This window comes from Streptomyces sp. 11-1-2 (genome assembly GCF_003595545.1).
In the GTDB taxonomy this organism is placed as follows: domain Bacteria; phylum Actinomycetota; class Actinomycetes; order Streptomycetales; family Streptomycetaceae; genus Streptomyces; species Streptomyces hygroscopicus_B.
In genome coordinates, this window is the sequence record NZ_CP022545.1 from 6715430 (window position 1) to 6740973 (window position 25544).

The 25544-nt window shown below is 69.4% G+C and carries 26 protein-coding genes, 1 tRNA gene and 2 pseudogenes; 13 read left to right on the forward strand and 16 right to left on the reverse strand.

Features of this window, described 5'->3' with window-relative positions:
* Positions 1-408: 408 nt before the first annotated feature.
* Both CGL27_RS28725 and CGL27_RS50240 read right to left on the reverse strand, forming a co-directional pair.
* Positions 409-1005: a hypothetical protein gene (locus tag CGL27_RS28725; RefSeq protein ID WP_119990930.1), complete on the reverse strand. Its 597-nt coding sequence runs from the start codon at positions 1003-1005 to the stop codon at positions 409-411.
* A 58-nt stretch (positions 1006-1063) separates the two neighbouring features.
* Positions 1064-1201 (reverse strand): hypothetical protein, encoded by a 138-nt coding sequence (locus CGL27_RS50240; RefSeq protein WP_162953090.1) that lies wholly within the window; start codon positions 1199-1201, stop codon positions 1064-1066.
* Positions 1202-1655: 454 nt separating this feature from the next.
* Here CGL27_RS50240 and CGL27_RS52305 point away from each other — a divergent pair.
* Positions 1656-2084 (forward strand): annotated as a pseudogene (locus tag CGL27_RS52305) (transposase); the annotation flags it as partial.
* Positions 2085-2185: 101 nt separating this feature from the next.
* Here CGL27_RS52305 and CGL27_RS28740 read toward each other — a convergent pair.
* A complete protein-coding gene (locus tag CGL27_RS28740) occupies positions 2186-2980 on the reverse strand; it encodes an SDR family oxidoreductase (RefSeq protein ID WP_119990932.1) in 795 nt (264 codons plus the stop codon).
* A 243-nt stretch (positions 2981-3223) separates the two neighbouring features.
* Positions 3224-4087, reverse strand: coding sequence for a hypothetical protein (locus CGL27_RS28745; RefSeq protein WP_162953091.1), 864 nt, complete (start codon positions 4085-4087; stop codon positions 3224-3226).
* A gap of 304 nt (positions 4088-4391) precedes the next feature.
* On the opposite strand from CGL27_RS28745, the gene CGL27_RS28750 reads away from it, so the two are divergent.
* The 5 genes from CGL27_RS28750 to CGL27_RS28765 all read left to right on the forward strand — a co-directional run bounded on the left by CGL27_RS28750 (position 4392) and on the right by CGL27_RS28765 (position 7862).
* Positions 4392-5468: a site-specific integrase gene (locus tag CGL27_RS28750; protein WP_119986156.1), complete on the forward strand. Its 1077-nt coding sequence runs from the start codon at positions 4392-4394 to the stop codon at positions 5466-5468.
* Positions 5468-5797 (forward strand): helix-turn-helix transcriptional regulator, encoded by a 330-nt coding sequence (locus CGL27_RS28755; RefSeq protein WP_119986158.1) that lies wholly within the window; start codon positions 5468-5470, stop codon positions 5795-5797. The genes CGL27_RS28750 and CGL27_RS28755 overlap by 1 nt, the downstream gene beginning before the upstream one ends.
* On the forward strand, positions 5794-6525 hold the full coding sequence (locus tag CGL27_RS52310; RefSeq protein ID WP_240450447.1) for a hypothetical protein: 732 nt from the start codon (positions 5794-5796) through the stop codon (positions 6523-6525). The genes CGL27_RS28755 and CGL27_RS52310 overlap by 4 nt, the downstream gene beginning before the upstream one ends.
* Positions 6526-6708: 183 nt before the next feature.
* Positions 6709-7392: a hypothetical protein gene (locus CGL27_RS52315; RefSeq protein ID WP_240450448.1), complete on the forward strand. Its 684-nt coding sequence runs from the start codon at positions 6709-6711 to the stop codon at positions 7390-7392.
* 227 nt (positions 7393-7619) lie between these two features.
* Entirely contained in the window at positions 7620-7862 is a 243-nt protein-coding gene (locus tag CGL27_RS28765) for a hypothetical protein (protein WP_119990936.1), read from the forward strand.
* A 203-nt stretch (positions 7863-8065) separates the two neighbouring features.
* Here CGL27_RS28765 and CGL27_RS28770 read toward each other — a convergent pair.
* The 4 genes and pseudogenes from CGL27_RS28770 to CGL27_RS53235 form a co-directional block, all read right to left on the reverse strand.
* Positions 8066-8141, reverse strand: a tRNA-Arg gene (locus CGL27_RS28770).
* Positions 8142-8779: 638 nt separating this feature from the next.
* Positions 8780-9562, reverse strand: coding sequence for a Chromate resistance protein ChrB (locus CGL27_RS28775; protein ID WP_119990938.1), 783 nt, complete (start codon positions 9560-9562; stop codon positions 8780-8782).
* Between the two features lie 332 nt (positions 9563-9894).
* Positions 9895-10125 (reverse strand): annotated as a pseudogene (locus CGL27_RS28785) (sensor histidine kinase); the annotation flags it as partial.
* Positions 10126-10688: 563 nt separating this feature from the next.
* Positions 10689-10814 (reverse strand): hypothetical protein, encoded by a 126-nt coding sequence (locus tag CGL27_RS53235; protein WP_276147881.1) that lies wholly within the window; start codon positions 10812-10814, stop codon positions 10689-10691.
* A gap of 216 nt (positions 10815-11030) precedes the next feature.
* On the opposite strand from CGL27_RS53235, the gene CGL27_RS28800 reads away from it, so the two are divergent.
* From CGL27_RS28800 to CGL27_RS28815, 4 genes are all read left to right on the forward strand, one after another.
* Complete coding sequence (locus tag CGL27_RS28800; RefSeq protein WP_119990940.1) at positions 11031-12797, forward strand: phosphatidylglycerol lysyltransferase domain-containing protein; 1767 nt, start codon at positions 11031-11033, stop codon at positions 12795-12797.
* Positions 12794-13522: a hypothetical protein gene (locus CGL27_RS28805; RefSeq protein WP_119990942.1), complete on the forward strand. Its 729-nt coding sequence runs from the start codon at positions 12794-12796 to the stop codon at positions 13520-13522. Before CGL27_RS28800 ends, CGL27_RS28805 begins: the two co-directional genes overlap by 4 nt.
* A gap of 192 nt (positions 13523-13714) precedes the next feature.
* Entirely contained in the window at positions 13715-15355 is a 1641-nt protein-coding gene (locus CGL27_RS28810; RefSeq protein WP_119990944.1) for an APC family permease, read from the forward strand.
* A gap of 113 nt (positions 15356-15468) precedes the next feature.
* Entirely contained in the window at positions 15469-16305 is an 837-nt protein-coding gene (locus CGL27_RS28815) for a hypothetical protein (protein ID WP_119990946.1), read from the forward strand.
* Positions 16306-17314: 1009 nt separating this feature from the next.
* Here the strand turns inward: CGL27_RS28815 and CGL27_RS28825 are convergent.
* From CGL27_RS28825 to CGL27_RS28835, 3 genes are read right to left on the reverse strand one after another with little or no spacing between them, the layout of a single operon-like run.
* A complete protein-coding gene (locus CGL27_RS28825; RefSeq protein WP_205587763.1) occupies positions 17315-17992 on the reverse strand; it encodes a phosphatase PAP2 family protein in 678 nt (225 codons plus the stop codon).
* On the reverse strand, positions 17989-18594 hold the full coding sequence (locus CGL27_RS28830; protein WP_119990948.1) for a phosphatase PAP2 family protein: 606 nt from the start codon (positions 18592-18594) through the stop codon (positions 17989-17991). Before CGL27_RS28830 ends, CGL27_RS28825 begins: the two co-directional genes overlap by 4 nt.
* On the reverse strand, positions 18591-19265 hold the full coding sequence (locus tag CGL27_RS28835; RefSeq protein WP_119990950.1) for a DedA family protein: 675 nt from the start codon (positions 19263-19265) through the stop codon (positions 18591-18593). The genes CGL27_RS28830 and CGL27_RS28835 overlap by 4 nt, the downstream gene beginning before the upstream one ends.
* 110 nt (positions 19266-19375) lie before the next feature.
* Here CGL27_RS28835 and CGL27_RS28840 point away from each other — a divergent pair, with 110 nt between their 5' ends.
* Positions 19376-19744 (forward strand): BlaI/MecI/CopY family transcriptional regulator, encoded by a 369-nt coding sequence (locus tag CGL27_RS28840; RefSeq protein WP_119990952.1) that lies wholly within the window; start codon positions 19376-19378, stop codon positions 19742-19744.
* On the forward strand, positions 19741-20673 hold the full coding sequence (locus CGL27_RS28845; RefSeq protein ID WP_119990954.1) for a M48 family metalloprotease: 933 nt from the start codon (positions 19741-19743) through the stop codon (positions 20671-20673). Before CGL27_RS28840 ends, CGL27_RS28845 begins: the two co-directional genes overlap by 4 nt.
* A 140-nt stretch (positions 20674-20813) precedes the next feature.
* Here the strand turns inward: CGL27_RS28845 and CGL27_RS28850 are convergent, their stop codons facing one another.
* Positions 20814-21971 carry a glycosyltransferase family 39 protein gene (locus CGL27_RS28850; RefSeq protein WP_119990956.1) on the reverse strand — a complete coding sequence of 386 codons (1158 nt, stop codon included), beginning with the start codon at positions 21969-21971 and terminating at the stop codon, positions 20814-20816.
* A gap of 292 nt (positions 21972-22263) precedes the next feature.
* Between CGL27_RS28850 and CGL27_RS28855 the strand changes: the two genes are divergently transcribed.
* Positions 22264-23148, forward strand: coding sequence for an alkaline phosphatase family protein (locus CGL27_RS28855; RefSeq protein WP_205587944.1), 885 nt, complete (start codon positions 22264-22266; stop codon positions 23146-23148).
* Positions 23149-23158: 10 nt separating this feature from the next.
* Here the strand turns inward: CGL27_RS28855 and CGL27_RS28860 are convergent, their stop codons facing one another.
* The 4 genes from CGL27_RS28860 to CGL27_RS28875 all read right to left on the reverse strand — a co-directional run bounded on the left by CGL27_RS28860 (position 23159) and on the right by CGL27_RS28875 (position 25509).
* Positions 23159-23440 (reverse strand): hypothetical protein, encoded by a 282-nt coding sequence (locus tag CGL27_RS28860; protein WP_240450669.1) that lies wholly within the window; start codon positions 23438-23440, stop codon positions 23159-23161.
* Between the two features lie 54 nt (positions 23441-23494).
* The gene (locus CGL27_RS28865) at positions 23495-23770 is read right to left on the reverse strand and encodes a hypothetical protein (RefSeq protein WP_240450670.1); all 276 of its coding nucleotides are present in this window, start codon (positions 23768-23770) and stop codon (positions 23495-23497) included.
* Between the two features lie 56 nt (positions 23771-23826).
* A complete protein-coding gene (locus CGL27_RS50245) occupies positions 23827-24192 on the reverse strand; it encodes a hypothetical protein (RefSeq protein ID WP_162953092.1) in 366 nt (121 codons plus the stop codon).
* 114 nt (positions 24193-24306) lie between these two features.
* A complete protein-coding gene (locus CGL27_RS28875; RefSeq protein WP_240450671.1) occupies positions 24307-25509 on the reverse strand; it encodes an AbrB family transcriptional regulator in 1203 nt (400 codons plus the stop codon).
* Between the last annotated feature and the right edge of the window lie 35 nt (positions 25510-25544).

The window sequence follows — 25544 nt, forward strand, 5'->3', positions numbered from 1 at the left end:
CCCCAGGTCAGCGACGTAATGCGTGGTGCCCCCGGCAGGATTCGAAGCTGCGACACCCCCTTTAGGAGTTCGTCACGCTCATGGCGTGATCAGCCCGTCGATGCCACACCCTGGCCTGCCCGGTGCGCGGACGAGGCTTGCGATACGGCAATGTGCGTCCCTGTTGCCGTCAACGACTGCCGTCAGGCGCTCCTGCTCAGGAGCCGTTTCTTATGGCGGTGGGCGGCCGCTGAATCGCTCGTGGCGGACCTGGTTGAGTAGCTGGTGTCGTCGGCAATGTGTGCCGCAGGGGCGCCTCGGCTGCGGACGAGCTCAAGTTCGACCGGGACAGCGGCGCGGCATTCCCACCTCGCTGCCTCGGGAAGCCCGGGGACGGGGCTGCCACGGATGGGACGTGTCCGATGGGCCTCAGATGGTGAAGACGTCGATGGGAACGATGGGGGTCTGGCCGCCGGGGGTGGTGACTCGGATGTCGTAGGTGCCTGCGACGAGGCTCGGGGGGACGACGGTGGTGATCCGGGAGGTGGAGATGTTGGTGAAAGCGGCCTGGGTCGCCTGGCCACTGCCGGTCGGGGTGAAGGTCACTTGGGTGGCGTCCGGCAGGCAGGTGCCGACGATGGTTACGGTTGAACCGGTCGATGCCGCTGTGGGAGACAGGCCCGTGATGTTCGGGGCTTTGTAGTAGGTGTACTGGCAGGAGGCACCCGTGGGGAAAGTGCTGCCGCCGGCGGTGGTGACGGTGACATCCACTGTGTCCGTGCAGGCGGAGCCGAACGAGCCGTGCGGGGGTGTGGTGATGTTGAGCGCGGTGTCAGAGACGATGACCAGTCCGGTACCCGGGCCGACTGAGCCGAAAAGCACCCCGGTCGCGGTCGACAGGGCGTTTCCGAAGATGGTGATCAGCGTGGGCGGGGCCGACCCTTCGTTGAGACTCAGAGACCGGCACATCGGGGACGCGATGTAGTAGAACGGGAGGGAATTGCTGGTGATGCCTGATGCGGTCACGCTGACATCGACCTGACCGACGGGCAGTACCGGGGTCTCGACGGTGACGGTGGTGGCGCTAACGGTGGACGGGGGCGAACGACTTACCACTGAAATTAACCCTGGTGGTGCCCGTCAGTCCCTGTCCGGTGAGGGTCAGGATCTGCCCGTTGTGGCCCTGGATGGGGCTGAGCGTGGTGAGGTTGGGTGCGGCCATGACGACTCCTTGAAGGTGGCCTGAGCCGCCACATCAACGCCGGGCACTTGGGCAGAGGTGCACGGATTGATGAATCCATGTTTCCGGCCAAGGCCAGACGCGACACCGCGCTCTGACGAGCCGGTAGGCATGTCGGCGGTCAGCCTGGCCAAGGAGTAGGGGCAGCTCACCTGTACAAACGTGTTCAGTAGGCCCCCGGGGCGATCCGCACGCAATGGTCCTGGCATCCGGTCATCCATACGGAGCAGCGCGCCCGCGATTGCCTCTTCGTGTGCGCCCCACCAGGCGATTATCGCCACGCCGGGCGCCCTTGCGGGCAGGGCGTCTCGTCGGGGTGCGAAGTCGGCTCACTCCTAGCACCCGCGGGGATGGTCCCTTCCGGAGCCGCTCGGCGTTCGCCGTGCCGGGCTGCTCCCCGCACCCGCGGGGATTGGCTTTGTTCACGAGAACCGGCAAGAAACGGACCTCACCGCGGGCCGTGACCGCACTCCCGCCCTCGCCCCGCACTGTCGCCGGATGGATCCTGCGACGCCCGGAAACGCTCGCCGAGACCGAACAGCTGCAGCTCATGACCGTCCAGAGCCACTGCCCTGGACTGGACGCGCTCACCCGGCACGTCCGCTCCTTCGCGACCATGCTCACCGAGCGCCAAGGCGAGCACCTGGCCGGCTGGCTTGACGCGGTCCGTCAGGACGACCTGCCCAGTCTCCACACCCTCGCCGCGGGTATCGACCGCGACCGCGACGCCGTCATCGCCGGCCTCACCCTGCCCTGGAACTCGGGTCCCGTCGAAGGCCATGTCAACCGGATCAGGATGCTCAAGCGCCAGATGTTCGGCCGCGCTGGCTTCCAACTCCTACGTAGACGTGTGCTGTTGTCGTAATTCTCAGTACCGATTGGCCACTGCTGTCCCGCATCAAGCTCCCACTGACCAAGGCAGCCTCTCATCTACGGCGGTCACCAGACGTCGTCCCGAGAAAGCCGTTACGGCACAAGGGTGATGCCCCCGTCGACGCGCAGGTCGATCCCGTTGATGTAGCCGGCCAACGGACTGGCCAGAAATGCAACCGCTGCCGCGATGTCCGCCGCAGTGCCCAGCCGCCCCGCCGGGTTCGGGGCGTACTCGGCCACCACCAGCGGCTCCAACTGCGTCCACTGCTCCGGCCAGCCCCGCACAGCCGCCCCATTTTCGAACATCTGCCGCATTCCGTCGGTGACAATCACCCCAGGGCTCAGTGTGTTTGCGGTGATACCGGATCCGGCCAGATGCCGGGCCAAACTGGTGGTCATGTTGACCACGGCGGCCTTCGCCGCCGAGTACTCGACCATGTTCGGCAACGGAGTCGTCGCGGCCCGGCTGCCCATGTTGACAATCCGCCCCCATCCGCGCTCGCGCATCTGAGGCACCAGGGCCCGGATCATCCGTACGGCGGATACGACATTGCCGTTCACCGCATCCAGCCAGGCGGCCGGCTCCGCACTCTCCCAGTCATGCTCAACGAATGGACCGGCGTTGTTGACCAGTACCTCCACACCCCACTCGCGAGCCCGCTGGGCCACCTCCCAGGCACCCTCGTCCTCAGTAAGGTCACCGAGCACGACATCCGCCACCCCGCCGGTGTCGTTCAACTCCGCCGCAACCTCGCCAGCACGCACGGGGTTGCGGCCATGCACCAACACGGCGCACCCTTCATCGGCCAGCCGCCGGGCCACTGCCGCACCGATGCCCCCGCTGCTCGCCGTTACCAACGCGCGTCGCCCCGCAAGATTAAGATCCATGTTCCGGCAGGCTAGGCCACGCCTGTGACATTCCCGTCGAACAGGCGAGTTCACGAGGTGCCAACGAGATCAATAACTACGCCGCGTGCCTACTCAGCGACGCGGCCACTCTGAGTTACAGCTGAGCTTCTCCGGGCCGCCCGCCAAGTCGCCCGAAAACGACCCGTGGGCACGGCGACTGGGCCGAGGGTTTCCTGCCGACGGGTTACTTGTTCCCCGGTGTCTGGGCTAGGACTTCGGGGCCTAGGGGGTGCGTTGGACTCCGCCTTCCGTGCTGGTGACTCGCCATTCGCCGCTCTCGCGGGTCAGGTGAATGACGACGGACGCTTTGGGGTTTTTGTTGACGGTCGTCACGATGGCGGTGTTGTCGCTGGGCAGGTTCGACGATTCGGCCTCCCATCCCTGTGCGAAAGCGCGCTGGTCGTCCGGAACGGTGCTGGCCTTTGCCTCGGCCTTCGCTTCCCTCACGCTTTCCTTGGTGAGGCAGGGCGCGATGTTGCCGTCCTGGCTGGGGGAGGTGAGCCCGCACAGGGTTTCGATGTCACCGCTGTACCCGGCCCGGATGAAGTCGACGGCAGTCTTTTCGGCTTTCTGCTGCAGGGTGGTTTCCGAGCTGTTCTGTGTGACCAGGAGAGTTGTGCCCCCGCCGAGGATCAGCACTGCGGCGACCGTCCACAACGCACCGCTCCTCTTCGTGATCCGCTTGGTGTTGTGCTGGTCACCACCGACCACCACTCCGTGGTCGTTGGCGGTGAAATTCGGCTCGACCCAAACCTGGCCGCCCTCGGACGCCACCGCGTGGACAGTCCGGTCCACAGTCCCGAGCGCTTCTTTCAGTTGCTGGACGAAGCCGGGGTCCTGGCTCAAGGCATCCCGCAGGGCGGCGGCGAGGTCCGACCGACGCTGCTCGTCCCCGGGGGCGGCCTGCAGCGCCGGCACAGCCTCGGACGTGGCGGGGCTGATACCGAGCCGCCCCATCACCAGTTGAGCCACTGCGCTTCCGACAGCGGAACTGGCCTGCGTCGCAGCCACCGTGGCCGACGCCACCAGGAAGTCCCCCGTAACTGCCGCGGACCGCTCTGCCAATTGGACAAGATCCACATCCACTACATCCCCCTCAAATAGTGTCAGCGCGAAGTATCCGGTTCGCCCACTTCTCGTACAAGGACGCGGGTGGTGGAAACTTTCCGTGAGTGCGGTGTCGTCAGCCGTGCGGCCGCTGCTGCCGGGCTGGGCGATTGTGCGACATCCCGTGAGTTCCCCTGAGCCCCGCGGAGTCTCCGTACCTGTGGCCAGGGGATTGTTCCCCCTTCGGGTGGTCTGCGGTCGCGTGACGTAACTTCGGGATTCTTGAAGCGTTCTCACCGTGTCCGACCGATCCGCAGTCGGGCCGAAGGTGAGGGGGCTCGGGTTGACGGCGCTGGCAGTCGTACGGGACCTGCGCGAGCGCTGGGTGCCCGCGTCGGCGGAGGAACTGGAGCAGTTCGAGGCCGACGCGCTGTCCGGGTTCGTCCTCGCACGCGCCTCGGCAGGACTGGCGGACGGCACGATCCGCGGAGATGTCGGACACCTGGACCAGATCAGAACCTGGTTCGGCCGACCGCTGTGGGATATGGAGCCGGCCGACGCCGACGCGTACTTCGGGAAGGTGCTGCGTGGCTCGCCGAGCGGCACCCGGCTGGCCCGCTCCCAGGCGCTGAGCACGTACTTCATGTTCCTGGAGCTGCGGCACAAGGTCGAACTGCACCGGATGACCGGCCGGGTCATCGAGTGCCCGATCGACGAGATGAACAAGCCGCGCGGCACGAAGGACGCCCAGCTGCGGATCCCACCGAGCGAGCCGGAAGTCGGGGCGCTCTTCACCGGCTGGGGCGGTGAGCTGGCCACCTGCCGCAAGTTCGCCCCTACCGCCAGGAACTACACCGCCTCGAAGCTGTTGTCCCAGGTCGGCCTGCGGGTGAGCGAGGCATGCGGGCTCGACCTGGATGACGTCAAGTGGGACCTGGGCCGATTCGGCAAGCTCCACGTCCGCCACGGCAAGGGCGCCCGCGGCTCGGGCCCGCGCGAGCGGATGGTGCCGCTGATCAACGGCGCCGACCGGACCCTTCGGTGGTTCATCGAGGACATCTGGGGCCAGTTCGACGACGACCACACCCGCCCTGGCGCCCCGCTGTTCCCGTCCGAGCGCAAGAACGCCGACGGATCCTCGCGTCGGGTGGGCGACGATGCCCTGCGCAATGGGCTCAAGGACGCGGCCAAAGTGCACCTGCCCGGGTGGGGCAAGAAGCTGACACCGCACGTCCTGCGACATTTCTGCGCGTCCCAACTCTACGGAAATGGACTGGACTTGCTCACAATCCAGGAGGTTTTGGGACACTCGTGGATCGCCACCACGATGCGATACATCCACGTCCAGCAGACCCGGGTCGAGGACGCCTGGGTCGCCGGGATGGAACGGGCCGCGAAGCGGCTGGAAGGACTGGTCTGATGAGGTGGAACCTGCGGCTGACCGCCGCGAACAAAGGGGTCTGGAAGGCTTCCGAGCTCCAGCGAAACCTGGCTGAGCACGGGTTGGTGATCTCGGCGGGGAAGATGTCCGGTCTGTGGTCCGGGCAGCCCGTTTCGCTCAAGTTGGAGGACCTGGACGTCATCTGCGTCGTCCTCGGCTGCGAGATCAGCGACCTGCTGATTCCGGAGCCGGGCAAGGTCAACCGCCCCGGTGAGAAGGAGACCGATCGAGTCGCGGTCGGCTCCGGCACCATCGCTCCGGCGGTGGTGCCCAAGCGCCGCGACGGCCGGTCGCTGCCTCCGGCATGAGCCGGTATCCGAAGGGCTACGTCAAGCCCACTGACTCCTGCGAGAGCTGTCTGGCCTGGGGCGATTTCAGCGGACGCCTCTGTCCTGCCTGCTACACCTTCGGCCGCAATCACGAGGCGGCCACCTGCGTCGGCTGTCGGCGAGTCCAGCCACTGAAGTGGGAGTACTGCCGTCTGTGCTGGTGCCAGGCCCGGCTCAACGCCAGGACGGCCACCGGCATGCCGACCGTCACCGGCGAGGTGATGACCTCGTGGCTCCAGACCGTCCGTCATCACCAGCTCTTCTTCGTGGGCCTGCACTACCGCAGAGGATCAGCTCTCACCGCCCTGCACCATGTCAAGGCACGAGAAGCGTCCCGCAAGCCGCCACCCACATCGCGCTCACGGCCGAGCACCGGTTGGAGACAACTGCCGCTGTTCGAACAGGTTCCGCGTGACTTCGGCCGGCTCGACCCAGCCGCCGCCGACCTGGCCAGTCCCTGGCTGGCCTGGGCGAAGCACCTCGCCCACCAACTCGCTGAAGCCCGGGGCTGGGGACGCGGCATCCGCTTCGCTGTCAACCGCGGACTGGCAGTCGTTCTTACGGCATACACCGAGGGCGACGTCATCCGCCACAGTGAGATATTCGCCCCGCTCCGTGCCCTCGACCTGCGGGTTGGCCACGTCATCACGGTCCTTGAGGAGATGGGAATCTTCCTGGATGACGAGGAACCCTTCTTCGAGCGGTGACTCGTTGAGCGTCTGGAGGGCACCGCCCCCGGCATCGCTGCGGAAGCCGAACGCTGGACCAGAGTTCTGCGGGATGGCGGCCCCCGCAGCCTGCCGCGGCAGCAAGCCACGGTCCGGCTCTACCTCAACGGGGCCCGCCCAGCACTGTTGGCGTGGTCGAACCGCTACGACCACCTGCGGGAGGTGACCCGCGAAGACGTCCTGGTCCACGCCAAGACACTGCACGGCCACCACCGCATAGATGAACTCGTCGCCCTGCGTTCACTGTTCGCCTGGGCCAAGCGGTCGGGCCTGATCTTCCGCAACCCGGCCAGCCGTATCAAGGTCGGCCAAATTGAGTACAGCGTGCTCCAACCGCTCGCACCCGACCAGATCGACCGCTCTGTCGCCGCCGCCACCACGCCGGCCACCCGGCTCGTCCTCGCTCTCGCGGCGGTGCACGCAGCCCGGGTCGCCCAGATCGCCACCATGATGCTCGACGATGCCGACATCGGGAACCGCCGCCTGGCTATCGCCGGACGAGTCCGGCCGCTCGACGATCTCACCCTGAAACTACTGCTGGACTGGCTGGAATACCGGCGCGAGCGCTGGCCGAACACGGCCAACCTCCACCTGCTGATCAATAGCCAGACCGCCACGGGAACGGGTCGCGCCAGCAACCGCTGGATCCGCGGGCCTCTGCGCGGCCAGGCGGCAACCTTGGAAAGGCTCCGCGTCGATCGACAACTCGAAGAGGCCATGATTCAGGGCCCTGACCCTCTCCATCTCGCCGAGGTGTTCGGGCTGCACGAGAAGACCGCCATGCGTTACTCGGACTCCGCACGGGCACTGCTGGAGCAAGCTGCCGAAGCCGACCCCGTGAGTTGACCGGGAACCCACGGGCCCATCCCCAGAATTTGGGCAACACGCCCTCGGGTTCGTCCTGAAGAACCTTCAGTTTCCTCGAACTCGCGAGCCTCTCCGGCCTCGGGGAACATCGGTACAGCGGTTATCGGTGAGAACGATCATGGTGGTGCAGCACAGTGATCCACTTCGCCGCTGGGGTTCGGTGAAACGTCTCTGGGCCTGCTTCGGGGCTGGCTACGGTCCGGCTCGTGCCGGTGGAATCTCTGAGTGATGAACAGGCCGAGGCGTACGGGGCGTTCGCCGAGGAACCGACGAGGCCCGAGCTGGAGCGGTTCTTCTTCCTGGACGACGTGGCCGACGTACCGCACCGTGCACATCTGGAGCGCGAACCCGAGCTGGTGGTGCTTCGTCCGCCGCAGGGCGATCAGATCAGGGCCATGATGACCTCCTCCGGTGCCGGTAACGATCTCTGTGCCAGAGCTTGCCCGTGACTCAGCTGCCGAGCCAGGAACTTGCCCGAACTTTCGGGTAGCGACCCTCAGTGGGGAAACCTGGTCGACGCCGCGCGGGTGCCGCTCACGCACCGCTCACGCACCGCTCACGCACCGCTCACGCAAACGGCCCCGGACGAGGAGTCCGAGGCCGAATAGAGCGCCTCCCTGGGGAGGGAACCCCAGGTCAGCGACGTAATGCGTGGTGCCCCCGGCAGGATTCGAACCTGCGACACCCGCTTTAGGAGAGCGGTGCTCTATCCCCTGAGCTACGGAGGCGGAGGCCGGGGCTTGTGGGAAACCTTGTCGAAAATCCAGTGACCGATCTTCGTCTTGGCTGGACAAACCCGCAGTTCAGACGGTCCGCGTGCTGATCACCAAGGGGTCCTGGCGACAGGGCGCGGCGGAGATCCCGACTGACCCCTCACAGGGTAGCGGATGCGCTCGCTGCGGTTCGCCCCCGCTGTGGTGATTCCCTTGGGAAGCCGGTTGACGTGCAGTTTCGCGTGGTATGAGCATCGTCGGTGAGGTGCCGACGGTGAGGGGCTCGGCTGCGCGCGGGGGTGAATTATCCGTTCTGCGGCGATGAGGACTTGCTTGTTGCGCGGCCTGGGTCGGGGGTCTCGCGCCGCGAGCTCGACATCGTCAGCGTTTTTGGCAAGCCCCTGCAAGCCGACGGCAGCTACTGAGGCTTTCCGCAGGGTGACGTCAATGCAGGGCTGGAATGAGTCCGTCTGGCGGGCAGTGAGTCGCGCACGAACCGAGCGCCAGGGACCGCTGGCAGCGGAGGGCGAAACGCGCGGGCGGTCGCGGGCGGGCTGCCGCCGCCCGCGACCGCGTACAGGTAGCGGAGGAGAAGGCCGACACCTCGCGGGACGCCGCAACGACTGCACCTTCGGGTGACATGGGAACCGCCTTCATGTCCTACCAGTCCATCGAGAGCAGCCCTTTCGCACCCGATGAAGCATCGTTCCGTACCTGTTCTCTCCTGTCGCAACGTGGTCGCCACCGAAGACCATCTGTATCGCTCCTTGCGGCAGGATGATGTGGCGGATCGCTGGGACGACACGGAGCCGCTCATCGCGAGTTGCGGTGTCGGCGTCCGTGCGTCCGGCGGCCGCCAGCGTCACCACGTCGCCGAAGGCCTCGCGGGCGAGCTGCGCCGCGCGCGTGAGGCAGTCGGCGAACACTGGTACGTCGGGGACCGCCCAGGTGCCCTGCCCCGGGGACAGCGCGCCGATCCGGCACAGTTCCCGCCACACGGCCACACGGCGGCGGGAGAGAACGGCTACCAGGCGCCAACTCTCCAGCAGGAGGTGGAGGTCGTGGGCGGCTCCGGCGGTGGCCCAGGTCGCGGCGGTGAGGACCGGGAGCGTGGCGGCCTCCAGCGCGGCGGCGGTCAGTGTGCGGGCGCGGCGCCAGAGCATGCGACCCGCGGTGACCACGGCGCCGCCAAGCAGCAGGCCGGCGATGAGAGCGACAGAGAGTTCTGCGGGGCCGTCGCGCTGCGCGGTGCGCGACGACCAGTGGCCGAGCTCTGCGAACAGCGGGATGCGAATCAGGCCGGTGGCGGCCAGCAGGCCGAGCGAGATGGTCAGGAGCCAGGTGGCCAGGCGGGGTTCGCAGCGTTCGGCCAGCGGCCTTGCCCCGAGCGGGGCAAGGAGGGACAGCAGCAGCGGGAGGTAGACGGCGATCCGCATCCGGGCGTCTCCTCCTACTGATCAGGGCCGAGCAGCTGGCGCAGCAGGTCGGTGTCCATGGCGGACAGGCCGTCGGCGAAGCGGGCCAGCACCGCCTCGTGGTCGTGCCGCTCTTCCATGACGGTGCGCACGCGGCGGGCGGCGAAGCCGGGGTCGTCGGTGACGGGCGCGTAGGCGTAGGCCCGGCCGCGGGGGTGCGGGAGAGCAGCTGTTTGACGTGCATGTGGGTCAGCTCGCCGCTGAGGCGTTCGGCGACCTCGCCCGGCCTGCTGCAGCGCGCCGTCGGCCCGCTGCAGCAGGCCGAGGACTTCGGTCTCCCGTACGCCGTTGGCTCGCAGCACCGCGCGTATGCGGTCCAGCAGTGCGTCAAGGGAAGCGCCCAGGGCTGGGAGTTCGGCCGGGCGCTCCTCGGCGCCGAAGCGGTCCACGGCGGCCACCGCACTCCACCGGGTGGCCTGCTCGGTCATGGCCCGCACGGGGCGCAGTGCCCGGCCCGCCGAGAGGCGGGTCAGCGCATAGGTACAGATCAGCATCACGGCGTCTAGGACGAGCGATCCCAGCAGGGGCGGGCGCTCGGACCCGATCCACGCCCGCTGGTACATCCAGCGGGCGAGCCCGAACCACTGGTCGAAGCCGAACTTCGTGTACCCGTAGCCCTCGCGTATCTGGTCCTGGTGGTCCTAGCGGTGCTCCTTCGTGCCGTACCCGGCGAATTTCGGCAGGGTCCAGGCCCAGCTGCTCGGCGACGTAGTCGACCACCACGGCGCGCTACCTGTTCGGGGTTGTCGAGGAACGTTCCCAGGTAGCGGACGGTCCCGAGCTGGACCGCCCAGCCGATCCGGTTCCTGGCGCACTTGGCGGCTGTCGCCCGGCGCCGCGCGGTCCGGTCAAGCAGGGAGGACCCGGCGAGCTGTCCCTCGTCGGGGTTCTGCGCGAACCGGCCGAAGCGCCGTTATTCGTCCTCGCTCAGGAAGTTGGTCGGCACCGCGCGCTCCTTGAGCGTCAGCCTGCCTCGCGCGCGACGTTCCCAGCCCCTCCGACGGCTTGTCCGGTGATCTTCCATTCCGGCCCGGATCATCACCACGATCTGGTAGAGGGATCGCTGGCCGGGTGGGGATGGACTCGGTCAGGACGGTACGGCGGGCACCGCGCGGGCCAGCGGTTCCAGGTCTCCGTAGAGGGCGGCGTGCAGGGCGGCGGCGAGGCGCGGGCCCGCGCCTCGCCTGTGACGCCTTTGAAGCGTGTAGTGCATGGGCGTAGCCGCGGCCCTGAGCCGGGTGCGGTGAGCATGCCGGCCTTCACCGTCCACCGCCGTCCATGGTGCTCGACGCCGATGTATACGGCGTCCGCCGCCTTGGCCGCCCGGTACGCGGTGTTGAACGCGTCCAGGGCCGCCTTGGCGAGTTCACCCGTTCACCGCCCTTCGCGGAGCGCTTCCGAGGGCCCGGCAGCCTCTAGGGTCGCTCGCATGGGGCGCGTCCGACGGAGTCCGCAGCCGGGTGCGGCTCGCAGCGAGTGGTCACGGCGCGGGTACGTCTCAGCGGTCTGGTATCTGCGGGTCGTCGCCTTCATCAACTTCCTCGGCGCCGTGTGGGTGTCGTTCGGGAACGACATCCGGCGGCACAACGACGACGAGTTCTTCACGTCCTACCTGCTGACCGCCGGGTTCTTCTCCGGTGTGCTCTCCGTGTTTCTGGCGATCACCATGAGGCGGCGCAAACGCGCCGCCTGGATCCTCAATCTCGCCCTGTCCGGGCTGACGCTGGTGCTGACGGCCCTGGCCCTGGGGTTGCCGGTGTACCGGCAGCACGTCCAGAACTGGCTCGCGGTCGGACTGACCGCGTTCTTCGTCGCCGCCCTGATCGCCGGGCGGCGGGAGTTCTACGCGAAGGGCGACCGCGCCAACCCGAAACTGGCGGCGATGGTCGGCGCGGTCGGGCTGGTGGTGGGGTCGTTGCTCGCCGCCACGATGGTCACCGTGAGCAACACCGACCCGGACCCCGGGCGCTCCGACTTCCTGGAGCGCTGGCATTACGGCGTGCTCCGCATGTTCTCGCTCGCCTACGACGACATCCACTTCGGGGGAATCGTCACCCCCGGCTGGGCCAATGTGCTCATCAATCTGATGAGCACGGCACTGATCCTGCTGGTCCTGTACGCGGCGTTCAGATCCCGCCGCGCCGTCGACCCGCAGACCGACGAAGATCAGCGGGAGATCCGCGCGCTGCTGGAACGGCACGGCGACCGCGACTCCCTCGGCTACTTCGCCCTGCGCCGCGACAAAAGCGTCATCTGGTCGCCGTCGGGCAAGTCCGCCGTCACCTACCGAGTGGTCGGCGGTGTCTCGCTCGCGTCCGGTGATCCGATCGGCGACCCGGAGGCGTGGCCGGGAGCGATCGACCGCTGGCTGGTCCGGGCCCGTGAGCACGGCTGGACACCCTCGGTGATCGGGGCGAGCGAAGAGGGCGGCACCGTCTATGCCCGACACGGACTGAACGCTCTGGAGCTGGGCGACGAGGCGATTGTCGACATCGCCGAGTTCACTACGGAAGGCCGTGCCATACGCAGTGTCCGCCAGGCACACCACCGTGTCGAGCGCGCCGGGTACACCGTCCGCGTCAGCCGTCACGAGGACATGCCGCCTCACGAGATGGCCGAGATGATCGAATTGGCCGACGACTGGCGCGACGGAGCGACGGAGCGCGGATTCTCCATGGCGCTGGGCCGTCTCGGCGATCCGCAGGACGGTCGCTGCGTCATGCTGGTCTGCCGGGACGCCGACGGACGGCCGCGCGCCCTGCTGAGTTTCGTCCCCTGGGGCCCCGACGGGCTCTCCCTCGATCTGATGCGACGTGACCGGGACTCGGACAACGGCCTGTTCGAATTCATGGTGCTGGAGCTGATCCAGCGTGCCGGCGACTTCGGCGTCACCCAGGTCTCGCTGAACTTCGCGATGTTCCGCGCGGTCTTCGAACGCGGCTCCCGGCTCGGCGCCGGCCCGGTGCTGCGGCTGTGGCGCTCGCTGCTGACCTTCTTCTCCCGCTGGTGGCAGATCGAGTCGCTCTACCGCGCCAACGCCAAGTACCGGCCCATCTGGGAGCCCCGTTTCCTGCTGTACGCCCAGAGCACCGACCTGCTGCGCATCGGTATCGCGAGCGCCCGCGCCGAGGGCTTTCTGGAAGCGCCCGGACTGCCGAAGTGGCTGCACCGCAGACGTCTGGAGACTCGCCGTTGAACACGGCTGCCTCGTTCGCCCGGCGCGAGTGGGGCCCGCTGTACACGACCGTGCGGGCGGCGGTGGCGGCCCGGGGGTGGCGGGCCTTCCCGCTGACGCTCGCCTCGATCTCTCTGATCGCGCTCTTCCAACTCGGCCAGAATCAGAGCTGGGGCCATGGCTTCGTTCAGGACGTCGGCTTCGTCCGGGCCCAGGATCCTCTCTGGCTCGCCCTCCTCCGTACTCCGCTCTCGCTCTTCGTGCCCGCGCCCGACCTGCCCGTCTGGGGCTCGCTGGCACAGGTCCTGCTGGTGTTCGGCATCGCGGAGATCACTCTGGGGCGGCCGGGGACCCTCGTCGTCGCCTACCTCTGCACCCTCGCCGGGGCGCTCTACGCGCGGCTCGGGATCGCGCTCGGCCCCGGGGGCGTCCTCGGGCTGCCGGCATCGGACGCGCAGGTCGTCGACACCGGGCCGTCGGCGACGGTCGTCGGGCTCGTGGTGTGCGTCTGCGTGAGCACGGGGGCCTGGTTCACCGGGGCGCTGGTGATCGTGGCGATGGTCGTCGAGGTGATCGCCGAACCCAACCTGGCGGGCAGAGAGCATCTTGTGGCGATCGGGGCGGCGCTGGCGCTCTGCGTGCTCGTGGCCCTGCGCCGGCGTCGGCGCGCGTCCGTCGTCGGTAGCGGTGGCGGCGTCAGCGAAGGCGGTGCGGGCCGGTCCGGGTCGCCGCCCGTGGGGACCTGAATCCCCTGCCGCCCGCGCCGGACGGGCCGAGCAGGGAGAATCGCGAGTCCCCGTCTCCCCGGCACTCCATTCGGAGCAAGTCCCGCCGTGCCGGAGTGGCGGGGCCGGCGCCGGGAAAGGGAGAACGGAGTCAGCGGGCGCGTCCACACAGGCTGCGCGTCTGGTCCCCAGCGGAGCGAGGTTGCGTGTCGGATGCCGCCGTCGACCGCGCCTGAGGCGTCCTGGAAGCCGGGTCTTCAGCGAGACATCGGCCTGATCGGACTCATCTGGACCTCCGTGGGATCCATCGTCGGCTCCGGCTGGCTTTTCGGCGCGCTGTTCGCCGCGCAGGCGGCCGGGACCGCCTCCCTCGTCTCCTGGGGGATCGGGGCACTCGCGATCACCGTTCTGGCCTTCGTCCACGCGGAACTGGGGGCCACCTACCCGGTCGCGGGGGGCACCGCGCGCTTCCCGCACTACGCCTTCGGCAGCGTGGCCGGAGCCTCCTTCGGCTGGTTCTCCTGGCTGCAGGCCGCCGCCACGGCTCCGATCGAGGTCATGGCGTCGCTGAACTACCTCAGTGTTCACGCCGGCTGGGTACAGACGGGGAAGAACCAGCTGACCGCCGCCGGATATGGGCTGGCCGTTGCCTTCATGGCCTTCTTTGTCCTCGTCAACTTCTTCGGCATCCGCTGGCTCGCCCACACCAACAGCATGGCCACCTGGTGGAAGGTCGCCGTCCCCGTGCTCACCGTCGTCGCTCTGGCGGGAACCGCCTTCCACCGCGGCAACTTCGGCCACCAGGGCTTCGCCCCGTTCGGCGTCCAGGGCGTACTCTCCGCCGTCAGCACCAGCGGGATCATCTTCGCGCTCCTCGGATTCGAACAGGCAGACCAATTGGCGGGGGAGAGCCGCAATCCGGCACGGGACATCCCACGGGCGGTGATCGGCTCGATCGTCCTCGGCACCCTCCTCTATCTGGCACTCCAGGTGGTCTTCATCGGTGCTCTGCCGCCGGACTCCTTCGTCCACGGCTGGGTCAATCTGTCCTTCACCGACAAGGCGGGCCCGTTCGCCGGACTCGCCCTCTCCGCCGGGCTCGGCTGGCTCGCCGTGCTGATCTACATCGACGCGGTCGTCTCCCCGACCGGCACCGGCCTGATCTACACCACCGCCGCCTCCCGGGTCTCGTACGGGCTCTCCCGCAACGGCTACGTGCCCGCGGTCTTCGAACGGACCACCGCGCGCGGGGTTCCCTGGTTCGGTCTGCTCTTCACCTTCGTCGTCGGACTCATCGCCTTCCTGCCCTTCCCCACCTGGCAGAAGCTGGTCGGCTTCGTCACCTCCGCGAGCGTGCTGATGTACGCGGGCGCGCCGCTCGCCTTCGGGTGTCTGCGCAGACAGGACCCCGACCGGCGCCGTCCGTACCGCCTTCCGGGCGGTATGTTCTGGGCGCCCGTCGCCTTCATCGTGTCCAACCTGATCATCTACTGGGCGGGCTGGGACACCCTGTGGCGGCTCGGTCTGGCGATCGTGCTCGGCTATCTGCTGCTAGGCGCCTCGGCGCTGCTCGGGCTGAACCCGAGGGCCCCGCATCCGGACTGGCGCTCCGCTCAGTGGCTGCCGGTGTATCTGGTGGGCATGGGCCTGATCTCCTGGCAGGGCGGCTACTGCAGCGGCGGGCCTGCCTCGTCTGTGTCCTGCGGCGCGACCGGAGCCCTGCCTTTGTGGTGGGACATGGCGATCATCGCGGTCTTCAGTCTGCTGATCTACTTCTGGGCGCAGTCGGTCCGGCTCCCGGACGAGGAGACCCAGGAGTACATCGGGTCGGTCGATGTGCCGCCCGGCCGCTGACCTGCACCGCGCACGGTCCCGGTATTCCCGTACCCGTGTGCCCCGCGTGGTCGGCGGCCAGCCCCCAGCTCTTCGCCGAGCTCTGGCCTACAGTCCTTCCCGTGCCCTTGGGGATGGTGTGCGCACTCGCTTCGGCCTGCTGCTTCGGCACGGCCTCCGTTCTCCAGGCCATCGCCGCACGTGCCGTCGACACCGGCTCCGGCTCCGGCGTCGACCCGGTGCTGCTGTTGCGCGCTCTGCGCCAGTGGCGCTATGGCGCCGGTCTCGCCGTCGACGGCCTCGGGTTCCTCCTCCAGATCGCCGCCTTGCGGTCGATTCCCCTGTACGCGGTCGGCGCCTCGCTTGCCGCCAGTCTCGCGGTCACCGCCGTGGTCGCCGCCTGGCTCCTCGACGCCCGGCTGACCGTCGCCGAATGGGCCGCGGTGGCCACGGTGTGCGCGGGGCTGGCGATGATCGCCCTCGCCTCCGGAGCGCAGGGACAGCGCGCCGGACCGGCCGCCCTGCACTGGTCCCTGCTCGGCGCCGTCCTCGTCGTGCTCCTCGCCGGCGCGCTCTCCGGGCGGCTCGCGGAGCGGCCGCGCGCCCTGCTGCTGGGTCTCGGCGCGGGCGCGGGCTTCGGCGTGGTCGAGGTCGCGGTCCGGCTGATCGACTCCCTCGCGGTTCCCCGGGTCTTCGGCAACCCCGCCCTCTACGCTCTGGCGCTCGGGGGAGCAGCGGGGTTTCTCCTGCTCACCTCGGCGTTGCAGCGCGGCTCGGTGACCGTGGCGACAGCGGGCATGGTCCTGGCCGAAACGGCAGGGCCCGCCGTGGTGGGCATCGTCTGGCTGGGCGACCGCCCCCGCGACGGTCTCCAGTGGCTGGCGGTCGCGGGGTTCGTGGCGGCGGTGGCGGGAGCACTGGCCCTGACGCGATTCGGCGACGCGGCGGCCGAGGGTTCGAGACAGCCCTGAGCCGCTGTCGTGAAGCCGCGGGGCGGGGCGGTGTCCGGAGCGTCAGCCGCCCAGCGCCAGTAGAGTTCGGGCCGGGGCCGGGCGCCGCAGCCGGAGAGTCTCGGCTCGGGGCTCTGCCGGTCGCGGTCATCCCAGCGGGCGGGGAGTCCGCGGTCGTCCTGGTACAGACAGCGGTCCGCACTCCCGAAGATCCGCCAGGCCGTGCGTTTCCAGGTTGCGCTCCGCCATGGCTCACGGTTCCACTGCTGGCTCCGGCGGTCGGGCTCGCACCGCGTGAGCCCGACCGCCGGTGCGAGCGCGGTCAGGCAGGAGCCGCGGTCGCCGGCGTGCGGGAGGAACAGCCCGGGCGACGCCTTCTCCAGCCCACCAAGGGCTCCTTTCGCCGCAGCGGATCTCCTGACGGAGGATCTTCCAGCGGACGGAGCGGAAGCGACCGACACACCGACGAGCAGCCCGGAGACTTGCGCCGGAACTCCGGATACCTCGTCCCCCATCGCCTTCTTGGCGGCCCCGCATTGGGCGCCCGGCCTCCGGAGTCGGCATGACTTTCTCCCCCTGCCGAACGTATGGCGCTGTCCGTTCGGATTGCACTCGATCGCCGTCCAGCGCTCCGGGGGTGTCCCCGTCGCCGGTCAGCGCGAAGTCGAAGCAGCCGGAGACCAGGCCGAAGGCGGCCAGGTAGCTGTGCAGCGCAGCCTCTATGGGGGCCGGGACGGCGACGGGGGCATGAAGGAGGTCGTCCCAGTTGCCGCAGCGTTAGTCCAGGGCGTCGGCCGGCGCGCCGACCTGTTGGCCGAAAACACGTCGGCCGACCGAACCCCGCGCCCACGCCAGCAACGCGTGCGAGCACGAAGCCCGCATCGTGTCCGCCCATATCAAGCGACAAGCCACTCAAGTCCGGTGAGGCCGTGCACCTCTGGGACCACCAGCCAGAGGCCTGAACACAGGCAAGATCAATCTCACCGGGATATCCTGCACCTCAACTACAACCGCCGCAGATCACGGCCTGTCAAAACTCTGCGGCCGGGTGGGTCGTGTCGCCGAGGAAGGATGCGGGCAGCCAGTGGGCCGCGGCGCACAGGCACACTCCGAGCCAGCCGACGGCGAACAGCCAGCCGCCGACGACGTCGGTGAACCAGTGCACCCCGAGGTAGACGCGGGTGAGCCCGACCAGCAGGCCCCAGCAGCCGACGGCGACGCTGAGTGCCGTCCCGCCGCGCGGGGCGCGCAGGCTCAGCGCCACGATCAGTAGCCCGGCGGTCAGTGCAGCCGTGGTGGCATGCCCCGACGGGAAGGCCCAGCCGCTCGCGTGCGTGGCCCAGTCATAACGTGGCGGGCGGGCCCGGTGGATGAGCTCCATCACGCCGTACCGAAGCGCCTGTCCTGTGCCGAGGCACGCGAGGCAGAGTGCGGCGGCGAAAAGCCTGTGCCGCAGCGTCCGCCCCGCCACAACGCCGGCCAGCACGGCGAGGACGTACGGGATGACACCGGTTCCGGTGTCAGTCAGCCCGCGTGCCAGGGCCAGCGCCGCATCGGGGCGGTGTCCGACGGACCACGAGAGAAGGCCGTCGTCCACCCACAGCGGAGCACCATCGCCACCCACGACCACCATGGTCAGCACTCCCAGCGCCGTCCAGGCGCCGAGGCCCGCGCTGCACACCAGCCCTGCGGCGTCCCTGCGGTTCACGGGGCAGCCAGGAGCGGACGCAGCACAGTGGCGCTCAGGTGACGGGCAAGCATCTGCGCCCACCGCCGCAACAGGATCATCGCAGCGAAGGCCACGAGACCGCCCACGAGCACGCCGACCGCGACGTCGTGCGGGTAGTGCACGCCGACCCAGACCCGGGAGGCCGCCATGGCAAGCGCGGCCACGGCCGCGACCGCTCCCAGGCGACGTGAGAGGAACACCAGCGCCACGGCGGTCGCCGCAGCGATCGCCGCGTGATTGCTGGGTAGGGACCAGTCACCCGGCGCCGGGCACGCCTCCAGCGTCCTCATGTGCAAGCTCCGGCACGGCCGGTCCTCACGCACCACCAGCTTCAGGACGGCATCCACGCCGTACGCCAGGACCACGACCACCGGCGCGGCCAACGCCGTCACCGCCACCACTGCCCCTGTCCGCCGGGCCTGCCACCAGCCCAGGACCATCAGCAGGGCGAACACCGCCAGCCCGTACGCCGACCACGCCGTCACCGCGGTGTCCAGCCAGCGGGGCGAGCGCCCCGCCAGGTCCACCACATCCGTGTACGCGGAGCCGTCGATCGACGCTCCGCCGAACGCGGAGGTCACCCGCGCGCCTCCTTCGCCCTGGCCTGCCTGCGGCTGCGGTACAGCTCGGCGGCGAGCGGAATCAGCGACACCACCACGATCAGCGCCACCAGCGGCAGCAGATAGCGGTCCACGCCGGGGATCGAGGAGCCCAGCGCGTATCCCGCCAGGGACAGGCCGACGCTCCACACCAGGCCACCGACCACTTGCCAGACGGTGAACACCCGGACGGGCACGTCCAGCGCCCCTGCCAGCGGGTTGAGGACGGTCCGCACCACCGGCACGAATCGCGCCAGGACGATGGCCTTCGCATGCCCGTACCGCGCCAGCAGCACCTCGGCCCGCTTCGCCCCCTCGCGCAGCCGGGTGGACCTGCTACGAGCGAGCAGGGTGCCGCCCGCCCGGCGCCCGATGAGATAGCCGCACTGCGCACCGGCCAGCGCGCCGAACGCCGCGGCGACCAGAAGGGGCCCCAGGGACAGCCGTACGCCATGCTCCCCCGTGCCCGTGCCCGTGCACAGCAGGCCCGCCGTGAACAACAGGGAGTCGCCCGGCAGGAAGAAGCCGATCAGCAGTCCCGTCTCGGCGAACATCACCGCACCGACACCCAGCACGCCGAAGGCGGCCAGCAACGAGTGCGCGTCGAGGGGGTTGACAGCGAGCTGCGACGATAGGACCACGGGTGTGGTCATCGGCATGAGTCCTTTCCCTGCGGACGACCGGATGCACGGCACCCCGACCGACTACAATCCTGTAGACGATCTGCGTCACTGTAGACGATGGTGGGGTGAGAATCATTCCCATGACCGACGCGAAGGACGAGCGCCGACCCGCGGGTGAGCTGGAGGCGGCCGTGATGGCCGTCCTGTGGGCTTCGGACACGCCGCTCACCCCGGCCCAGGTCCAGGCCGAACTCTCCTCCGGTCTGGCGCGGACGACCGTGACGACGATCCTTTCCCGCCTGTATGACAAGGGGACCCTGGAGCGGGAGCGGCAGGGCCGCGGCTACGCCTACCGCCCCATACAGGACCCGCACGGCCTGACCGCTCTGCGCATGCACGGCGAACTCGACCGCGACAGCGACCGGGAGACCGTTCTGGCCCGCTTCGTCGCCCAGCTCGGCCCGGACGACGAGCAGGTCCTGCGGCGACTGCTGGAGGAGGGCCTATGACGACCACGCTTCTGCTGATCCCGCTCCTCCTGCCCTGTGCGTCGCCTTTCCTGGCCCGCCGGATCCTCGACCACCGCTCGCCGGTGGCCGCCCTGTGGACCCTCACCGTCTCCGCGCTCCTCCTCGCAGCCGGTACCGTCGCGGCACTCGGCACCTTCGCGGTGACCGGCCTGCTCAAAATCCCGGCCTTTGCCGCGCTGGGCGAGCTGGTCCACCCTCTGCGGACGCCCTCCGAACGGCTGGTCCTGCCCGTGGCCGCCCTGGCCGCCGGTCTGCTCACGCTCGGCACCTTCGCGCTCGGGCGCTCGGCCGTGCGCCAGGCCGCAGGGCTGCGCACCGCCCGCTCCCAGGCCGAACGCCGGCCCGTCGCGGGCGACCTGTGCGTCGTCGACTCCCCGCACCCGGACGCCTACGCCCTGCCCGGCCGCCCGCACCGCATCGTCGTCACGACCGGCATGCTGCGTGCCCTGCGGCCGGACGAGCGGGAGGCCCTCTTCGCGCACGAGCGCGCCCACAACACCGGCGGCCACCGCTACTTCCTGGCCGCGGCGGAACTCGCCGCCCACTGCCACCCCGCCTTGCGAGCGGTCCGTGAAGCGGTCCGGCTGGTCGCGGAACGCGCTGCCGACGAGGCGGCCGCCACTGCGGTCGGCGACCGGCACCTGACCGCCCGCGCCATCGCCCGAGCCGCCCTGGCCGCGCACGCGGCGGACTCGGATCGCCCGGCGTTCACACCGGCGGCGACCACAGGTCCTGTGCCGCGGCGTGTGGCCGCCCTCCTGTCCCCAGCCGCACGAACACCGCGCATCGTGCCGTGGATCGCCGTTCTCCTGGCCGCCTGCGCGGTGATCTCCTGCGCCACTGCGGCGACCGGCGCACTCAGCGTCCACCAGGACATCGAAGTCGCCCAGGGCGAGGCAAGCCGCTGAAACGGAGAGCGCCCAACCGGTATTTCCGGACAACCAACCACAGGTCCCGTCGAGCTGGAGGCCGCGGCGAGCGTCGAAAAGATCACCGACGCACGGGCCGCGCGATGTCCCGCACAGAATCAGGGAACAGTGACCGCTTACTACGGTGCGTGATCGACGGCGAAGACCAGGTAAGCGCCGTACAGCGCGGACAGGGCGGTCGTCGAGCCCAGCAGGAGGACACGCACGCTGCCGGGGCGGACTCGGGCCAGCCCCATCGCCAACGGCAGCAGCAAGGGAAAAGCGGGCAGGAGGAACCGGGCCCGGACGCCGAAGAACGCCGAGTCCCCGACAGCGATCACCAACAGGCCCACGCTGTACACCACGAGCGGCAGCGGCTGGCCGTGCGCCACTGTCACGGCTCCGAGGGCTATGGCGGCGCACAGCACGAGCGCCACGACCACCCAGGCGAACGGCACGGACGGGGCATGAAGGAAGACCCGGCCCAGCTGGCGGACTGTGGTGACTCCCCAGTCGAATCGGGAACGCCACAGTTTCTGGACGGTGAAGTAACCGTCCCAGTGGCCGAGCCGGGTGCCCACCCATGTGATGAACCCCAGCCAGCCCAGCGGGGCGATCAGCGCACCCAGGCAAGGCCGCCACCGTGCCTTCGCCGGCTGCCGTGCCGGACGTCTGCGGATTCGTATCAAGGCGACGGCAGCCGCCCCGTCGATCGCGACCACCAGAGCCACCGCGCTGGGCCGGGTCAGCCCCGCCAACCCGCACAGGAGGCCGGCCCATATCCAGCGCTGGGTCAACGCCGCATACAGGGACCAGGCGGCCAAGGCCGTGAATAGTGCCTCCGTATAGGCCATGCTCTCCACCACGGCATGCGGCAACGCTCCCCAGAGCACCGCGGCCAGCACTCCGGTGTGCTTGCCGTAGCGCCAGGCGGCGACGGCGAAGATCCCCCAGGCCGCGGCCAGGGACGCGAGCCAGGAGACCAGAAGAGCGGCATGCGGGACGGGCAGCGACGTCAGGGCGTGCACGAGCCGGATCAGGGCCGGATACAGCGGGAAGAACGCCAGGTTGGAGTAAGCGTTCCCTGCCTGCGGACTGGCCGCGAGTACGGGCAGGCCGCGGTCGTATCCGTTCACCGCGATATTCCCGTACCGCTCGGCGTCCCATATCGTCGCCAATCTTCCCAGCGCTGGATCTCCACGCCGGTGGCCCCAGTACAGGAGCACCGTCACCCCGACGGCCCGCACCACGGCGAAGCCCAGCACAGCGGGCGCCGCGTCACGGGCTGCCGCGCGCAACCGATGGCATCGAAGGGCACGGCCGTCCCCTGCTTCGACGGTGATGGCCGACGGCCGGGGTTTCACGAGGCGATCCCCTACGCGAGAAGCGGCTTCGACTCATCCGACATCGCCACGTCCTCCCTGGTCATATCGCCACCATGGCATCTCGTGGCCACCCGCACGCGCCGGAGCCGTCCACACGGATTACTCAGCGCTGACCGAGCACGGGCCTCGGGCACGAGACCGACCGGAAACATGAAGAATAAAAACCGACATATCTTCCGGCTCTGCTGTGACCGGAGGCCCCGTGATCACCTCGTCCAGAACACGCCCCCGGAGTACCGTCCGTCTGCTCGCCTACGCCCTCGGCGTCGCCGCAGCGGCGGCCGCGACGTGGACGGGAGCCGCAGGAACCGGGCACAGGGCCCGACATGTCCCCACGCCCGACCACGTGGTCGTCGTCGTCATGGAGAATCACGCGTACGACCAGATCATCGGCAGCCCCAGCGCTCCGTACATCAACTCATTGGGAAGGGGCGGCGCCGTCCTGACCAGCTCCTACGCCATCACCCACCCCAGCCAGCCCAACTACTTCGCACTCTTCTCCGGCGCGACGCAGGGCATCACCGACGACAGCTGCTACACCCCCGGCTTCCGCTCCGCCGCCAACCTCGCCTCCGAGCTGACGGCCGTCGGAAAGACCTGGGCCGGCTACAACGAGTCGCTGCCCAGCCAAGGTTCGACCACCTGCGACAGCGGACGCTACGCGCGCAAGCACAACCCGTGGTTCGGGTTCCGCAACGTCCCCCGATCCAGTGCCAAGACGTTCGCACAGTTCCCGACCGTCTACGCCAGGCTGCCCACGGTCTCCTTCGTCATCCCGAATCTGTGCAGTGACATGCATGACTGCCCGGTCTCCACCGGTGACGCCTGGCTGGAGAAGCACCTCGGCGCCTACGCGGCCTGGGCCAAGACCCACAACAGCCTCCTCCTGGTGACCTTCGACGAGGACAACAAACACAGCAAGAACAAGATCGCCACGGTGCTGTACGGTCAGCCGGTGGCCGCGGGCAGCAGATCGGCGACCAGGTACGACCATTACGACGTGCTGCGCACCATCGAGGACATGTACGACACCTCGCACGCCGGACACGCCGCCACCGCGTCGGACATCACCGGTATCTGGGCGAGCTGAGCGGGTACGTCTACGGACCGCCGCAGCGCGGCACGTCGGCCTTGAGCGCCGCGGCCAGGGCGATCGCCGTGGTGTCGGAGCCACCTCGGCCGAGGGCGGTGATCTCCTCAGTTTCCCGGCTGAGGACCTGAAACCCGGCCACCAGCACGATCGCGCCCCGAGCAAGGGCCCGGCGTACCCGCTCCGGTCTGGCGTCGATGATCTGGGCTTCACCGTGGACCGAGGTCGTGATCACACCGGCTTGCGGGCCCGAGAACGAGCACCCCTGGGCCTCCAACGTGTGAATCGCCATCGCGGTCACCCGCCGTCAGCAGCACGTCCAGTGCGCGCGAGGACGGCTCGGGGTTCATTTCCAGCGGCAGCTGTAGCAGCCTGTCGGTGGTGTCGCCCATGGCGGGTACCACGACGACGACATCGTGACCCGCCTCATGCGCCGTGACGATATGTTCGGCGTCGCGCAGGCCATGTCCACGACCTCGGCAGTGACGCTGAGCGGGGGCAGGAGGCGTATCACCGCGTCCTCGCGCTCGCCGCGTTCGACGATGAGCCCGTGCCGCAGCGCGTAGGTCTGGATCGCGGACGCGATCGTGGCCGCGGGCCGGCCGTCGCCGGGGTTCGCCATCTCGATCCCCCACATCAGACCACGACCGCGCACCTCATGGACCCACGGGTCGGCGGTCAGCCGATCACCGGATCCGGGGGTTCGACATGTGCCAGTTCCGGGGTGTCCGTGCTGCAGTAGACGAGGCCGTCGTGGTCCACGTCGCACGGCGTGACCGTTCCGTCGTCGTACACGAGCCAGGCGAGCACCGGACGGCGTTCGACGCCATCGGCGCCAGGGAGGCCATCGGGTGGTGTGTCGAGGCGGTAGCAGACCGTCCACCCCATCCCGGGTAGAGCGCAGACCACCTGCGGCCGTCGTTCGTAGGTCAGGAATCCCGGGTGGCGGTCAGCACGGACGACGCGGGCCTTGTCCCCTCGGGCCGCGCCGCCCGTGCCGCATATGTAGCCGACGAGTTCCTCGTCCTCGCGTCGCCACTCCACGATGTCGCATGTCTCGACGCATCCGTTTCCGCGATCGACGAGTGCGACCCATCGCTGGCCTGAGGCGGGACACGAGGTTTCCACGGGAACCCCTTTCGACGGCTGGGCGGTCGGTCAGTCGGTGTCGGTCAGTCCGTCAGCCGGTCCGGTCCGCGCCATGTCCCCGCCCACGCGGGACGGTGGTTGCGGTCGGCTCGCGGCCAACTGGCGGATAATCAGCGGGGTCACCAGGACGACCACCAGCAGGCGCAGACTCTGGACGGTGGAGACCAGGGCGACGTCCGCGTGCGAGGAGACGGCCGTGGCGAGGACCGCGTTGATCCCTCCGGGTGTCGTGGCGAGGTAGGCGTCGGTGAACGGAGTGCCGGTCAGGCCGGCGAAGACCCACGCCATCCCGGCGCAGCCCAGGCAGACGACCGTCATGCAGACCAGGATCGGTGCCAGGAGGCGCCGCACGCTGATGAGCGTCTGGCGGGTGAAACGTACGCCGACGTCCAGGCCGACGAGGACGAAGACGATGTTCTGCAGTACCCCCACGGGCGCGAAGCCGGGCACGGCGCCGCTGAGAGTGGCGGCGAGTGCGACCAGCATGGGGCCGATCAGCATGGGTGTGGGCAGTCGCAGCCGCCGGCCGGCCCAGGAGCCGGCGACGCAGACGGCCGCGAGCGCGAGCAGGCCACTCAGCTGGTCCGCCCCCGCCACGAGGTGAAGGAGGCCGGTTCCGGCGCCCCCGCCCGGGTGACCCGATGCGGCCGACGGCCGGCCGGAGGTCATCCAGTGTGCAGCCAGCGGGGCGGTGGTGGCGACGAGGCCGACGCGCAGGTACTGGGTGAAGGCGACGAGCCGTACGTCGGCGTTCAGTTCGTCGGCGCAGGTGACGATCGCGGCGGAACCGCCGGGCACCATGCCGAGGACGGCGCTGGGCCGGCTGATGCGGCCACGGCGGGCCAGCAGCCAGGCGACCCCGACGCTCAGCGCGATGGTGGCCGCGGTGGCCACGGTCATGGGCAGCGCGACGGGGGCGGCGGAGACGAGGGCGGCCGGGGTGAGGTAGCTGCCCATCAGAGCGCCGACCAGCGCCTGTGAGGCGCGGCCCGCCGGCGCCGGCAGCCGGTCACGGACCACCCCGCACAGCGCCAGGGCGGCGCCGGCCAGCAGCGAGGCCAGGAGGTAGGGGGCGGGAACGCCGAAGGCGGAGGCCGTGAGACCCGCCGCGTAACCCCCGGCGATGATCAGGACCCAGCGTCCGACGGGAGCCGGGCGGGGGACGCGGAGCTCGGAGACTTGCGGGGCGGGCTTCGGCGCGGTGCTGGGCAAACGCTCATGCGTTCGCTGCGGCGCGGAAGTCGGAG

What these genes read in the sequence shown, in the direction of transcription:
- CGL27_RS50240 (WP_162953090.1), bottom strand. Translation starts at nt 1,201, where the DNA reads ATGGCCGCACCCAACCTCACCACGCTCAGCCCCATCCAGGGCCACAAC.
- CGL27_RS28740 (WP_119990932.1), bottom strand. Translation starts at nt 2,980, where the DNA reads ATGGATCTTAATCTTGCGGGGCGACGCGCGTTGGTAACGGCGAGCAGC.
- CGL27_RS28755 (WP_119986158.1), top strand. Translation starts at nt 5,468, where the DNA reads ATGAGGTGGAACCTGCGGCTGACCGCCGCGAACAAAGGGGTCTGGAAG.
- CGL27_RS52310 (WP_240450447.1), top strand. Translation starts at nt 5,794, where the DNA reads ATGAGCCGGTATCCGAAGGGCTACGTCAAGCCCACTGACTCCTGCGAG.
- CGL27_RS28775 (WP_119990938.1), bottom strand. Translation starts at nt 9,562, where the DNA reads ATGCGGATCGCCGTCTACCTCCCGCTGCTGCTGTCCCTCCTTGCCCCG.
- CGL27_RS53235 (WP_276147881.1), bottom strand. Translation starts at nt 10,814, where the DNA reads ATGCACTACACGCTTCAAAGGCGTCACAGGCGAGGCGCGGGCCCGCGC.
- CGL27_RS28800 (WP_119990940.1), top strand. Translation starts at nt 11,031, where the DNA reads ATGGGGCGCGTCCGACGGAGTCCGCAGCCGGGTGCGGCTCGCAGCGAG.
- CGL27_RS28810 (WP_119990944.1), top strand. Translation starts at nt 13,715, where the DNA reads ATGCCGCCGTCGACCGCGCCTGAGGCGTCCTGGAAGCCGGGTCTTCAG.
- CGL27_RS28815 (WP_119990946.1), top strand. Translation starts at nt 15,469, where the DNA reads ATGGTGTGCGCACTCGCTTCGGCCTGCTGCTTCGGCACGGCCTCCGTT.
- CGL27_RS28835 (WP_119990950.1), bottom strand. Translation starts at nt 19,265, where the DNA reads ATGACCACACCCGTGGTCCTATCGTCGCAGCTCGCTGTCAACCCCCTC.
- CGL27_RS28840 (WP_119990952.1), top strand. Translation starts at nt 19,376, where the DNA reads ATGACCGACGCGAAGGACGAGCGCCGACCCGCGGGTGAGCTGGAGGCG.
- CGL27_RS28845 (WP_119990954.1), top strand. Translation starts at nt 19,741, where the DNA reads ATGACGACCACGCTTCTGCTGATCCCGCTCCTCCTGCCCTGTGCGTCG.
- CGL27_RS28860 (WP_240450669.1), bottom strand. Translation starts at nt 23,440, where the DNA reads ATGGCGATTCACACGTTGGAGGCCCAGGGGTGCTCGTTCTCGGGCCCG.
- CGL27_RS28865 (WP_240450670.1), bottom strand. Translation starts at nt 23,770, where the DNA reads ATGGCGAACCCCGGCGACGGCCGGCCCGCGGCCACGATCGCGTCCGCG.